Origin of the sequence: Dyadobacter flavalbus, from assembly GCF_006149045.1 — a bacterium.
Lineage (GTDB): Bacteria > Bacteroidota > Bacteroidia > Cytophagales > Spirosomataceae > Dyadobacter > Dyadobacter flavalbus.
The window spans coordinates 17,316-30,258 of record NZ_VBSN01000073.1 but is presented as its reverse complement, the minus strand read 5'-3'; the positions used below and the strand labels follow the sequence as shown (position 1 = coordinate 30,258).

Sequence of the window (12,943 nt, the reverse complement as noted above, 5' to 3'; positions counted from 1 at the left end):
ATGAATTTCCGGGTTTACATTATATCCGGCCAAATGCTGCTTTTATACATATTTATAACTTTCTGATCGAGCAATGAAAGAATTACAGGACAACCGCCGCCGTTTTATCAAAAATTCGGTAAATACCGCTGCCGGTCTCATGATGATGCCGGCCTTGTCAAAAGAAGTACTTGCTTCCGTAAAATCGCAGCCGTCTCAGGAAATCCCTGCAAAGTATCCGGCGCCCCGAATCAGGTTTTCGGTAATCGGGATCAATCATGGCCATATATACGGGCAAATTGAGGCGGTAACAAGGGGCGGCGGCGAACTGGTGGCCTTTTATGCCAAAGAAGCTGATCTCGCGGCTGCATTTGTGAAGCGTTATCCAAATGTAAAACAGGCTGCCAGCGAGGCCGAAATTTTGAATGACAAATCCGTTCAGCTGATTCTGAGTGCAGGAATTCCGGATGAGCGCGCGCCGCTGGGCATTCGCGTGATGAAAAGCGGAAAAGATTATATGGTCGATAAACCCGGCGTTACGTCGCTGGAACAGCTTGCGCAAGTCCGCAAGGTGCAGAAGGAAACCAAACGGATTTATTCCATCATGTACAGCGAAAGGCTGGAAAACCGTGCAACCATCCGTGCGGCGGAACTGATTAAGGAAGGCGCCATCGGTAAAGTAGTGCAGACGATCGGACTGGGGCCGCACCGCATGAACGGAAACACAAGGCCCGAATGGTTTTTTGATAAAAAGAGGTTCGGCGGAATCATTTGCGACATTGCTTCGCACCAGTTTGACCAGTTTCTGTTTTTTACCGGATCAACAAAAGCGGAAATTGTAGCTTCACAGGTTGGAAATGTCAATCACCCGCAATATCCCGGTTTTGAGGATTTTGGCGATACGGTTCTGAAAGGCAACGGCGGCGCAGGTTATATCCGCGTGGACTGGTTTACGCCGGACGGACTTAAATCCTGGGGCGACGGACGGCTGACCGTTCTGGGAACGGAAGGTTATATCGAAATCCGTAAAAATATTGACATTGCCGGAAGAGAAGGCGGAAACCATCTTTTTTTGGTTAACAAGGAAACACAGTACATTGATTGCAGCAACGTCGAACTGCCGTACGGCCGCCAGCTTGTAGACGATGTCCTGAACAGAACCGAAACAGCCATGTCGCAGGAACATTGTTTTCTGGCAACCGAACTGGCGCTCAAAGCCCAGAAAAATGCCACAGACGTGACTGTTCTGAGCTGAAATTTTATCTTTGATTATTTTCGGCTACTCTTCATAAATCATTTTGCGCGTCATTCCGCCGTCAATAACGAGATTGATCCCCGTAATGAAATCATTGGAAGGGTCGGTCAGGTACAGGCATGCCCTCGCAATATCGTCCGGCCTGCCGACGCGTCCGGAAGGATGCTGCTTGTGATCGGATTCTTTGAGCTTTTCGTAATCGCCCGTTTCTATCCAGCCCGGACTTATTGCATTCACCGTAATATGGTCCGGGCCAAGTGAAACCGCAAGTGCATGCGTAAGCGCCAGAATGCCGCCTTTCGAAGCAGCATAAGCCTCCGTATCGGGTTCCGACATGAGTGCGCGCGTGGAGGCAATGTTTACGATTGCTCCTTTGTTGCCGGAACGCATTGCTTTTGCAGCTTCCCGCGCGCAGAGAAAAGTGCCGCGCAAATTGGTATTGATTACGTAATCCCAGTCTTCAACCGACAAATTGTAAGGCGAGCTGCTTCTGCCCAGTCCGGCGTTGTTGATGAGTACGTCTATCCGTCCGAAAGACTGCTGAACTTCATGCATTGCATCTGCAATATTTTCCGGTGAGGTAAGATCAATAACCCTTGTATTGACATGGCCGCTTTTTCCTTCCAGCTTTTCCTGCATTTGTTTCAATGCATTTGTATCACGGTCCCACAGGCTTACCGATGCGCCCAGCTCTGCATAATGAGTTGCAATGACGCTCCCGATGCCGTTGCCGGCACCGGTTACAATCACCACTTTATTCTGATATGTCAACATAAACTTCGGGCGATTAGAGCTGGGAAAGAGCAGTAAAGTCGTCGTCTGACAATTCAATGCTGGCTGCTTTCATATTTTCCTGCAAATGCTCTACCGAACTTGTTCCGGGAATCAGAAGGATATTGGGCGACCGTTTCAGAAGCCAAGCCAATGCAATCTGCGCCGTCGTTGCCTGATGCTTTTCTGCAATGCTTTCGATCTTGCTTTTAAGCTTGTCCGGCCCGGAAGCAAGCGGGAACCAGGGAATAAATGCCATACCGCGCTGAGTAGTGTAATCGAGTACATTTTCCCATTGTCTGTTGCCCAGATTGTACAGGTTCTGGACCGAAACGATTTCTATCACTTTTTCAGCTCTTTCAATCTGTTCCACATCTACTTCCGAAAGCCCTACAAAACGGATTTTTCCGGCTTTTACGGCATCCACAACAGGCGCAAGCGTTTCTTCAACCGGGAATTTCGGATCAAAGCGGTGCAGCTGCCACAGATCAATACAATCCAGTTTCAGGCGTTTCAGGCTGCCGTCGATAGTTTCACGAATGTGCTGCGGATTGCCGTTTACCGGCCATTGATTCGGGCCGGTTCTGTCCAGTCCGCCTTTTGTAGCGATCAGGAGATTGGAAGGATACGGATGCAGTGCTTCGGAAATCAGGACTTCATTCGTGTGCGGTCCGTAAGAATCGGCGGTATCAATGAAATTTACACCGGCTTCTACGGCAGCCTTTAAAACTTGCTTCGCTTTGTCACGGTCTGGCGCATCGCCCCATACACCGCGGCCCGTGAGCTGCATGCCTCCGTAACCCAGTCTGTTGATTTCAATTTCTCCGCCGATCCGGAATGTTGCAGGATTTTGTGTTGTCGTACTCATTATTTGAATTTTAGAAGATTGATACGTTTTATAGCCGGCTGTTTTCTGGTAAAAACTAAAAAAACCAATCGGCTGAATAAAAACAAAATGTACAAATCTCAGGCCAAAAGCCTGTAAAATCAGCAAAGTGGTACGTACAAATCAGCTGGCACAATTTTGTTCAGGCACTGTTGAACCAAAATCAGATCACAATGGAGACCACAGTATATGAAGACCGTGCCAGAGAAATTCTAGGTGAAATCAAGCAACTAATTGAAGTGAAAGGTCTCGATTTGCCAATGGCCCTTGAAGAAACCGGTTTTCGCAAAGAACTGGCCGACGAAATCTTTGAACAGGGCAAACTTCCAAGCCTTACAGAATTTCTTGGCTTATGTCAGATTGCCGGCATTCCGTTCCAGATGCCAGCAGTGGAAACGCCGAATACGCCGATGTAAATGCCGTTTTCAGCCGACTTCAAAATTGAAGTCGCCGTTCATAACCAGTCGGGCATCCATGGTTTCCGGATTTCCGGGAATCTGAAGCCCTTTTATTTTGGTGGTTTTTCCTTTGCTCAGAAGGTCAAATACGTTTTTATCGGACAATCTTTTGCCCAGGAATTCAAACGGTATTTTAAAGCCGCAATTCTGAAAATCAGGGCAGCCGTAAGCGGTTTTGCCCTTCCTCAGCAAGTGCGATTTGCATTTTGGACAGGTAAGCAATTCTATGGGAACTTCTTCTTTAGGTTCCTTTGGTTCTCTTGACCTGGGTTCTTTCGGCTCTCTTGCTTTTGGTTCTTTCCTGGGCTTTTCTTCATTCTGGGCCGGCGCTTCCTGTTCAATGGAAATAACGCGGTACTGATTGCTCTTAACCTCATTGGTAAGGTCAATAACCATCTGGATCAGTTCCTGTTTGAATGTTTCCATGCCGTATTCTCCTTTTTCGATCAGCCGCAGCTTTCTTTCCCAGTTTCCGGTCAGTTCTGCACTCTTAAGCAGTTCATTCTGGATGGTATCAATGAGGTCCATGCCCGTCTGGGTTGCAAAAACATTCTTCTTCTTTTTCTCGATATAGCGGCGTTTCAGCAGCGTTTCTATGATGTTGGCGCGTGTCGACGGTCTTCCGATTCCGTTATCTTTCAGCAATTCACGCATTTCTTCATCTTCCACCTGTTTGCCGGCCGTTTCCATCGCACGCAGCAGCGATGCTTCAGTGTAAGCTTTGGGCGGCGTGGTTTTTCCCTGATGCACCCTCGGCTCGTGCGGCCCGGTTTCGCCGACGGTAAAATCCGGCAGAACGATTTCTTCCGCAGCTTCCTTTTTGCTCCGGGCTTCATTGGCATACACGGCGCGCCAGCCGGGTTCCAGAATCTGCTTTCCCGTAGCCTTGAACTCCACTTTGCCTACTTTTCCCAGAACGGTCGTGTTGGAAACCTTGCATTCAGGATAAAATGCTGCTATAAAACGTCTGGCAATCAGGTCATAAATATGCCTTTCTTCCTGGCTCAGATGATTTGGCGTAACCCCGGTCGGAATAATGGCATGGTGATCGGTTACTTTTTTATCGTCAAAAACAACCTTTGACTTCAATATCGGTTTTTCCAGAATGGATGCGGTCAGACTTGCGTACTCTGTCAGGTTTCTGAGAATGCCTTCCACTTTCGGGTGCAGGTCTTCCGACAGATAAGTGGTATCAACCCGCGGATACGTGACAAATTTCTTTTCGTACAGGTTTTGGACGTGTTTGAGCGTGTCTTCCGCCGAATAGGCATACTTTCTGTTGGCTTCCACCTGTAATGAAGTCAGGTCAAAAAGCCTCGGGTTGCCTTCTTTGCCTTCTTTTCTTTCAAAGGCAGTCACCTCAAATTCATATTGCAAAAGATACGCAAGCCCTTTATTCGCTTTTTCGGCATTTTTGATACGGTCAATCGTTGCGGTAAATTCGGTTTCCCGGTAAATCGTTTTCAGTTCCCAGTAATCTTCCGAAACAAAGGCGTTGATTTCCTTTTGCCGCTGCACAATAAGTGCCAGCGTAGGCGTCTGCACGCGGCCGATGGAAAGCACGACTTTTCCCTGCCCGAATTTTTTGGTAAAAAGGCGCGTAGCGTTCATACCGAGCAGCCAGTCGCCGATTGCCCTTGCACTTCCTGCTGCATATAGATTGTCATACTGGCCGCTGTCGGTCAGTTTCTGAAATCCTTCTCGGATAGCCTGTTCGGTAAGGGACGAAATCCAGAGCCTTTTTACCGGAACGCTGCATTTGGCTTTCAGCAGTACCCAGCGCTGGATCAGTTCGCCTTCCTGCCCGGCATCGCCGCAGTTGATTACTTCCTCGCACTGCTGCACCAGTTTTTCAATCACGCCAAACTGTTTCAGTGCGCCGGCATTGTCAATGAGCTTGATGCCGAAGCTCGGCGGGATCATCGGCAGGTCTTCCAGCCGCCACGATTTCCATCGGTCGGTATAGTCGTGCGGTTCCTTTAATGTACAGAAGTGGCCGAAAGTCCACGTTACCTGATACCCGTTGCCTTCAAAATATCCGTCCTTACGCTGGCTTGCTCCGATTACTCCCGCGATGTCTTTGGCTACACTTGGCTTTTCAGCTATACAAACTTTCATGTTACGCTTTTCAAAACCGGTTTACAAGTATGCACCGGTTCTATGTATGATCGTGCAAATCTACTTCAACCCGGCAGAATCCGGTAAAATAATGCGTCACTTTTTATGCATATGACATTCCGGACTGCTGTAAAACAGGTGATGTTCAGGAAAATAAGGCTCCGTTTGCCGGTTTGAGCCGACCGTTTGATCATTTAGGAAAAATATTTTAAAAAATTTTAAAAATATTTTTCAGCACTCAGGTTAAATTCTGGTTAAAAATTCTGAATTCCGGCGTATTGTTAAAGTACATTAAGAATAATATATTGTTATTGTATTTATATGGCAAATTTAATTTTGCTGTTTCTGCCTCAGCGTATAACGGTATCCTTGCAGGCAAATCAAGGCAGAATGTTATTCAGCAAAAAAATGGAAAAACACGTTGATTTTGATTTTGTAATCTTGGAATAATACCATGAATTGTATCTTTAAAAGAGCTGGATTTTTATCGGTTTTCCCTTGTTTTTAAGCTAAACTGAAATTAGTAAAACGTGCCCTGAACGTTTGTATTAATAATATTGTAGTATATTTGTACTCGAAAACAAGATAGAAACAAAAAGAAAAAGCAAAACACTATTAACAATGAAAAATACAAAATCGATGATAGCTGCTGCCATGATGGCAATGACTATCGCAACTTACGCAAGCGCCAGCAATTCAGTTAATACCATAGCAGTGGAAGACAAGGCAACCGTTTACGGTGCAAACAAAGCACTTCCTGCCAGCATTCCTGCGCTGGAAAGCCCGGCACCTCAGACTGCAAAAGTGAATGCAGATAACAACAAACCGAGTGCGGCACAAAAAGCCACTATCGTTGGCCTTAAGTTGAAAAGCATTTCTGCAAAGTAATTGTAACAGCCCCTTTATCAGGTTTGACAAAATAAGCGGTCGCAAGGAGGATTTATCCTCCTTTTTTTGTGCCTTTACGTTCCCGGAATATACATATTAAGGTAAAAGCGGCCGGTTTGCAGGGCTGGTGAAATGCTGCTGATGGAATGAATTGCTGCGGAAAATGTTTGTCTTATTAATTCTTTGGTAATTGGATATTTTGTGCCGAATGTTGTACTTATATAGAGAAATCCGGTTTTCAGAACTTCTGGCCAAAACATTTAAGCCTGTTTACGTTCATCAGGATTAAATCTTTCACCGAATACAGTTACACGCATGAAGCTTTTGCTTATTGAAGATGAACCCAGTGTGATATCGCTTATTCAGCGGAGCCTTTCTGCTTCGGGGCATGAAGTTACAGTAGCGATGGATGGACAGTCCGGATTGCAGATGGCGCTTAATTATGCGTTTGACGTCATCATTCTGGATCTGATGATCCCGGTGATGAACGGAATGGAGGTATGCAGAAAACTCAAAAGTGCGCAGTCCGTTATTCCTATTCTGATGCTGACAGCGCTTGGGACTACTGAAAATATTGTATCCGGACTGGATGCCGGGGCGGATGATTACATGACGAAGCCGTTTAAACTGGCAGAACTGGAAGCACGGCTGCGGACGCTCGCAAGAAGAGGAAAAGAACCCGAAAAGGAGAAGAATGAAGGCATACTGAGCCTTGGTGATCTGGTGTTGGATAAAATCACCAAATCAGTGCGGCGCGGGAAGCATGCGATTGACCTGACAGCAACCGAATTCAGGCTGCTCGAATACCTTCTGTCCAATACGAACCGGGTTCTGAACCGCATGGAAATCCTGGAAAATGTCTGGGATATCAATTTCAACCTCGGCACCAACGTTGTGGATGTTTACATCAATTACCTCCGGAAAAAGATTGACAAAAACCATCCTGTAAAACTGATCCATACCGTATTCGGAATGGGATATGTAATTCGGCAGGCCCATGACGATACAAAATAAAATTGCTCTGATTTTTACGGTTCTTTCGGCCGGGATCATTCTGGCGCTCAGCATTTATATCTACATATTTGCTTCTGAAAGCATTTCCGGAAGTTTTTATCACAGGCTGGAAGTTCGGGCGGGAATCGTCGGCCATGCGGCGCTGGAAGAAAACAAATCCAAAACTTCCGTTTATTACGATTTCAAGGAAAAGCACCTTGGCGATCTGCCGTTCGAAAATCATCATGTGATCCATAATGTAAACAGCGCAAGGGCCAGAAACATAAAAGCCAGGCTGCATTTGCCGGAATCTTTTTACAGCCAGATCAGCTTCGATACGCCTGCGCGGTTTTTCAGAAGAGATACTTCCTATGTGGGAATGAAAATAGCCAAGGGCGATAAAAATGTTCTGGTTCTTTCTACGGCTGTGGATGTGTTCGGGCTGGCGGAAATGGAAAATCTTAAAAACCTGCTTGTCACCGGTTTTCTGATCTCGATGTTCTTTGTATTTACGTTCGGGAAACTGTTTTCCGCGCAGATTTTCAGGCCGATCCGACTGATTATCAGGAATGTAAAAGGCATTAACGCGCATAATCTGCATCAGCGGCTCGTGCCGAACGACAGCAACGACGACATTTCGGACCTTTCCCAGACATTCAACGATATGCTGGACCGGCTTGAAATTACTTTCGAGGTGCAGAACAATTTTGTCAGCAATGCATCACACGAGCTGAAAACGCCGCTTACCGTGATCAGCGGCGAGGCACAGATCGGTTTGTCCATCCCCGGTCTTCCGCAAAATGCAATCGATTCCTTCAACACCATTTACCGGGAATCGGAAAGGCTGGAACATCTCACGAACAGCATGCTGAGCCTTGCTCAGACAGGCTTTGACGGCAAAAAGGAACAATGGGAAGAGCTCCGCATCGACGAACTCATTCTGGATGTGAAAGAAGCTGTTGACAAAATTATTCCTTCCAACAACGTGGCGATCAACTTTGATCACCTTCCGGACGACGACCAGAAGCTGATTCTGAACGGAAACAAAACCTTGCTGAAAGCGGCATTTTCCAACATTGTCCTGAACAGCTGCAAATACTCCGACAACAAACCGGTGAACGTGATTATAAGAGCCGATCAGACGTATGCGATCGTGGAAATCACTGATGAAGGCATCGGTATTCCGGACCGGGAGATCAACCAGATTTTTGTGCTGTTTTTCCGTGCGTCCAATACCGAGAACTACAAAGGTTACGGCATCGGGCTTCCGCTGGCGCACAACATTATCCGGATGCATCAGGGAAAAGTGGATGTACACAGCCGTGTAGACGAAGGAACGCGCTTTGTTACTTATCTGCCGTTTAAGTAACCCTATTCTTCTAATCGGTTTCTAATTTTCTTAGCTGATTTTAATAAGTCTCTCACCGTATTATAATCCGGCTCTTAGCCAGGGTTAATGTCATGAGCTTAACATTGTATTATAATTAAATGCATTGTTAACCAAACCATCATGTCATGAAAACGATCCTGTTGCCAAGTGATTTCAGTATGGAATCCATTCAAGTAGCTGAAACCGTAGTGAGAGAAAGTAACGAAGATTTGCGTCTGGTTTTTACGCATCTTTTTCATGTTGTAGACGATATCCAGGATTTGCTTTTTTCCAGCTACCGCGAAAAAGAGTATGAACTGGTTTCAGATGAATTTTATCATGAATGCCGGATCCTCAAAGATCTTTATTCCAAGAAACTGCTGAGCATAAAAGTGGCCTTTTATTACGGCAACAAACTGGCTTCCTTCAAGAATTTCCTTGATTATCATCAGGCCGACTGCATTGCATATTCGGAAAGCTACGGCATCCCAAAACTCAAGAAGAGCAGCATTGAAGCGCTGCCGGTGCTGAAGAAGTGCGGACTTCCGCTGCTGAATACGGACCTGATCGCTGATTCTGCATTTTTTACTGCCAGTCAAATTAGCGGATCAAAGTAAAATCATCCATTACAAAGCCATTCAAATCATGCTGTTAAAAAACAACATTCCGATCGGATACATATTCGGAAAAATCAAATACGAGATTCTGTTTGTAACCATTTACGGTATTGCCATCGAGGTTATTTACCAGAATTTCCACATCACCAACATTTCGATTCCGATGACGGTACCGACGGTGCTGGGTACCATTATTTCACTCCTGCTCGCATTCCGCTCCAATCAGGCGTACGACCGCTGGTGGGAAGCACGTATCATCTGGGGCGCTATTGTCAACGACTCGCGTTCTTTTGCACGCCAGATTATTTTCCTGATGGAAGATCCATTTCAACCCGAGAATATAGAAGCTTTCAAGCAACGCATCATCAAAAGACAGATTGCATGGTGCTATGCGCTCGGAAAAGGCCTGCGCAAGGACGATCCCATGCCGCTCATCCGTAAATTCGTGTCCGAAGAGGAATGCGAATACCTGAAAGACTACGATAACAAGCATGTAGGATTGCAGCAACTGCATGCAAGAGACCTTAACAACGCGCTGAAACAAGGCTGGATAAATCCTTACCAGCAGATCGAGATCGACCGCACCATAACGCGCCTTTGCGATGCCATGGGAAAATGCGAAAGAATCAAGAATACGGTTTTTCCGTCCACGTACGGACTTTACATCAAAATGGCGCTGCATTTCTTTATTCTGCTGCTGCCGTTCGGACTTGTACAGCTTTTCGGATTTCTGATGGTTCCCGTTCTGATCGTGATTACGGCCTGTTTTTTCCTGATCGAAAAAATGGCGATTCATCTGCAGGATCCGTTTGAAAACAAGCCTACGGATACGCCGGTGCTGACCATTTCCAGAAACATTGAACGCGACCTGAAACAAATGATGAAAGACAAGCACGTTCCGTCAGCTTACGAGCCGGATGCTTTTTTCATCCTTTAAACCGCCGGCAAATGTGTCGGGACGATTGTTACAGATTGTTCATTTTGGTTAATCCGTTCTGGATGCCGAGCAGAATGTTGTAATCGTCTTTGACCCAGTTGCCGGTTGCGAATTTCTTGTGAGTGCCTGTGCGCAGATAAGTTTCAAAAATCTCATGTGCGCGCAGTGCATCTTCACGGGAATAGAAGTTGTCGATCCACGATTGCGGGATTTTTTCAATGGAAACAATTCCGATGCCTACATTGTAAAGTTTGATAATGCCTTCCGAAAATTCCCAGGAAATGTAATCCTGCTCTCTTATTTGTGCCGATTTCAGGATGCAGAGATTGTGTGCAATGTAATTGGTAAGCCTTTCATGAATCTGTTTTTCATTTTCCGATTCGGTTGGCTTTATCCTCCACTGATTGTTTGCCGCATAATAGGGATCTTCCTTGTATTTGTCCAGGCTCCTTCCGTACTCAGCCAGTGACATGCTGTTTTCAGGCGAGAACACCAATGTAGCCAGTCTTTTGCCCGTCGATGCAAGATCAAACAGGACTTTTACTTCTTCGGTTTTCCGGTTGGATGTCAGAAAGACAGACTCCGAATCTTCATCAAACACCCATTTTCCCGAAACATAACGGCCGTCGTTGGTAACCTGCGTGTAAGTGCTGTCCGGAAAAAACGACAAAAGAAATTCTTCTTTCTGTTTTTCCGGCGTGAAAGTATTGCCGTGTTCGTTTGGCGTCTCGCTTACGCCGGTAAGCCGCCACGTTCCTTTCAGGTTATTTTTACCCGCAAGCGCATAATATTCCGCACTTCCGCTTTCAATCTCGTCCTCACCGGCATCCGTGTCCGTGCGGTAAAGAAAGCCGTGATGATCCATAACCGTAATCAGGATCAGTAAAAATATGAATTTGACAACAGTCATTTGCAAATATTGTTGGGTGAAGTGTGAAGCCGGTTTGTGAACAACATGGTTATAACATCTTTCCTGAAAATAAGTTATATAATTTTAAACCAAAACGATAAAGGCAGAAATTTTATCCGCTTTCCGCTGCCTGATCATGAAAGCATGTGCCCGAAAGTTGACAAGTTATTTCCTCAACCGTTATGCTGCATGGTGCATATTCGGTATATTCGTCACCTTTGAAATGAACAGTTACTGAATAAAACTTACGCCGGAATGCAGCAGTCGGATTTTCGTTTTTTCCTATTGATCCTTTTTATTTTTCAGATTTTCAATGCAAATGGCCAATCCGACACGGGTAAGAACAAGCCGTGGCTCAAAGAATACAATGAATACAAGGCATACGGCGGCGTTTATGTGGTGAAAAAGGTAAACATTCCGTGCCGTAATTACGAGACTTTCCTTACCGATCCGAATGGTAAAAAACTTACGCCGGCTTTTCGCGATATCGGTGATTTCTCAGGCAATCTTGCCGAGTTTGTTCCTATACCTTCGGATTCGCAGAAACACGCACTTCACGGCTTTATCAACCGGCAGGGAAAAATCGTGATTCCGGCCATTTACCACGCAACGGACAAATTTTACAAAGGGAAAACATGGGTTATTTACCCCGCCGGAAAGCAATACGGCCTTTCCTACATTGATACAACGGGGAAAACGATTTACAGGATTCCGATTGAACAGTTTAAAAACGACTTCCTGATTTCCAAAGCAAGTGTTGATCATGTATGCAGCCATGATTGCCGGGAAGATATTTTATGGTGGAAAAATAGCGAGCTTTTTATCCTCAACTGGAATTTCAGTCCGTTTATCGAACGCGAAATCACGGGTTCAAAAGGGATTTATCATTTCAATTACAAAGGCAAATACGGCATCATTGATAAAAACATGATCCTGCGCATACCCGTTGCGCTCGACGACATTGATCCTACTTACAAGTATTCCGGCCAGGGCATGGAAAGGGTTCAGTATGGTGATAAATATGGCTATATCAGTCCGTATACCGGCGAACTCATCGTTCCGTTCCAGTTCTCCGAAACCCGCAAACCGACGGCGGGGTTGTTCTGGGCAAAAAAGAACAATAAATGGGGCGCCATTGACAAAACGGGAAAGGTCAGGATAAACTTCTTATACGATGAAGCAACAGGTTTTACTTCTGAAAACCGTTCTGCCGTGGCCATTAACGGCAAATTCGGGCATATCGACAAATCGGGCAAAATACGCACGCCTCTGAAATACGACTTTGCTTCCTATTACAATAACGGCCTTTCCATGGTCCGCATCGACGACAAGTACGGCTACATCGATACAACCGGCCGGTTTGTGACCGAAGCAATTTACGATGAAGCATTGCCGTTTGACCGGGTCACTACAACGGTGGAAAGGTCATGGCTGCGGTTTGAACTGTCACTCGATGGCAAGGAAAAGTTCGCGGGCTTTTCGTATAAGCTGAACGCCATTTTTATCCTGCTCGGGCTGGCGCTTTTTATCTGGATCAACAACCTGTTTTTCAAAAGAGCCTGGCAAAAGGGAAACCTCCGGTTTCAGAAAAGAAAGTAGCGCCTTTTTGAATCGTAATGTTTTTAACACGCATATGGCGGGATAAAAACTGATTTTGTTAACAAACTGAACTCAGACAGCATCAGCCGCCGGCATTCTGATTGAATGCCGGTTTTTTTGTGATTATATTTTATCTTATTAATGGTATAAAAACAGTATTTTT

At 45.6% G+C, this 12,943-nt stretch carries 12 protein-coding genes; 8 read left to right on the top strand and 4 right to left on the bottom strand.

Going from position 1 to position 12,943, the window contains the following annotated elements; all coding sequences use genetic code 11:
* Nucleotides 1-73: 73 nt before the first annotated feature.
* Nucleotides 74-1,234, top strand: coding sequence for a Gfo/Idh/MocA family protein (locus tag FEM33_RS24335; protein WP_139014577.1), 1,161 nt, complete (start codon nt 74-76; stop codon nt 1,232-1,234).
* 24 nt (nt 1,235-1,258) lie between these two features.
* On the opposite strand, the gene FEM33_RS24330 is transcribed toward FEM33_RS24335, so the two are convergent.
* Complete coding sequence (locus tag FEM33_RS24330; protein ID WP_201747837.1) at nt 1,259-2,008, bottom strand: SDR family NAD(P)-dependent oxidoreductase; 750 nt, start codon at nt 2,006-2,008, stop codon at nt 1,259-1,261.
* Nucleotides 2,009-2,021: 13 nt separating this feature from the next.
* Complete coding sequence (locus tag FEM33_RS24325) at nt 2,022-2,873, bottom strand: aldo/keto reductase (protein WP_139014576.1); 852 nt, start codon at nt 2,871-2,873, stop codon at nt 2,022-2,024.
* 191 nt (nt 2,874-3,064) lie between these two features.
* Between FEM33_RS24325 and FEM33_RS24320 the strand changes: the two genes are divergently transcribed.
* Entirely contained in the window at nt 3,065-3,307 is a 243-nt protein-coding gene (locus FEM33_RS24320; protein ID WP_139014575.1) for a transcriptional regulator, read from the top strand.
* Between the two features lie 9 nt (nt 3,308-3,316).
* Here FEM33_RS24320 and FEM33_RS24315 read toward each other — a convergent pair whose 3' ends face one another.
* Nucleotides 3,317-5,467 carry a type IA DNA topoisomerase gene (locus FEM33_RS24315; RefSeq protein ID WP_139014574.1) on the bottom strand — a complete coding sequence of 717 codons (2,151 nt, stop codon included), beginning with the start codon at nt 5,465-5,467 and terminating at the stop codon, nt 3,317-3,319.
* A 621-nt stretch (nt 5,468-6,088) separates the two neighbouring features.
* Here FEM33_RS24315 and FEM33_RS24310 point away from each other — a divergent pair.
* The 5 genes from FEM33_RS24310 (at nt 6,089) to FEM33_RS24290 (ending at nt 10,271) form a co-directional block, all read left to right on the top strand.
* Nucleotides 6,089-6,355: a hypothetical protein gene (locus tag FEM33_RS24310; protein WP_139014573.1), complete on the top strand. Its 267-nt coding sequence runs from the start codon at nt 6,089-6,091 to the stop codon at nt 6,353-6,355.
* Between the two features lie 315 nt (nt 6,356-6,670).
* Nucleotides 6,671-7,369: a response regulator transcription factor gene (locus FEM33_RS24305; RefSeq protein ID WP_139014572.1), complete on the top strand. Its 699-nt coding sequence runs from the start codon at nt 6,671-6,673 to the stop codon at nt 7,367-7,369.
* The gene (locus tag FEM33_RS24300) at nt 7,353-8,717 is read left to right on the top strand and encodes a HAMP domain-containing sensor histidine kinase (protein WP_139014571.1); all 1,365 of its coding nucleotides are present in this window, start codon (nt 7,353-7,355) and stop codon (nt 8,715-8,717) included. Before FEM33_RS24305 ends, FEM33_RS24300 begins: the two co-directional genes overlap by 17 nt.
* A gap of 146 nt (nt 8,718-8,863) precedes the next feature.
* Nucleotides 8,864-9,334 carry a putative universal stress family protein gene (locus FEM33_RS24295; RefSeq protein WP_139014570.1) on the top strand — a complete coding sequence of 157 codons (471 nt, stop codon included), beginning with the start codon at nt 8,864-8,866 and terminating at the stop codon, nt 9,332-9,334.
* A gap of 28 nt (nt 9,335-9,362) precedes the next feature.
* Nucleotides 9,363-10,271, top strand: coding sequence for a bestrophin family protein (locus FEM33_RS24290; RefSeq protein ID WP_139014569.1), 909 nt, complete (start codon nt 9,363-9,365; stop codon nt 10,269-10,271).
* Nucleotides 10,272-10,299: 28 nt separating this feature from the next.
* Here the strand turns inward: FEM33_RS24290 and FEM33_RS24285 are convergent, their stop codons facing one another.
* A complete protein-coding gene (locus FEM33_RS24285; RefSeq protein WP_139014568.1) occupies nt 10,300-11,181 on the bottom strand; it encodes a hypothetical protein in 882 nt (293 codons plus the stop codon).
* A 255-nt stretch (nt 11,182-11,436) separates the two neighbouring features.
* On the opposite strand from FEM33_RS24285, the gene FEM33_RS24280 reads away from it, so the two are divergent.
* Complete coding sequence (locus FEM33_RS24280; protein WP_139014567.1) at nt 11,437-12,780, top strand: WG repeat-containing protein; 1,344 nt, start codon at nt 11,437-11,439, stop codon at nt 12,778-12,780.
* Nucleotides 12,781-12,943 lie beyond the last annotated feature (163 nt).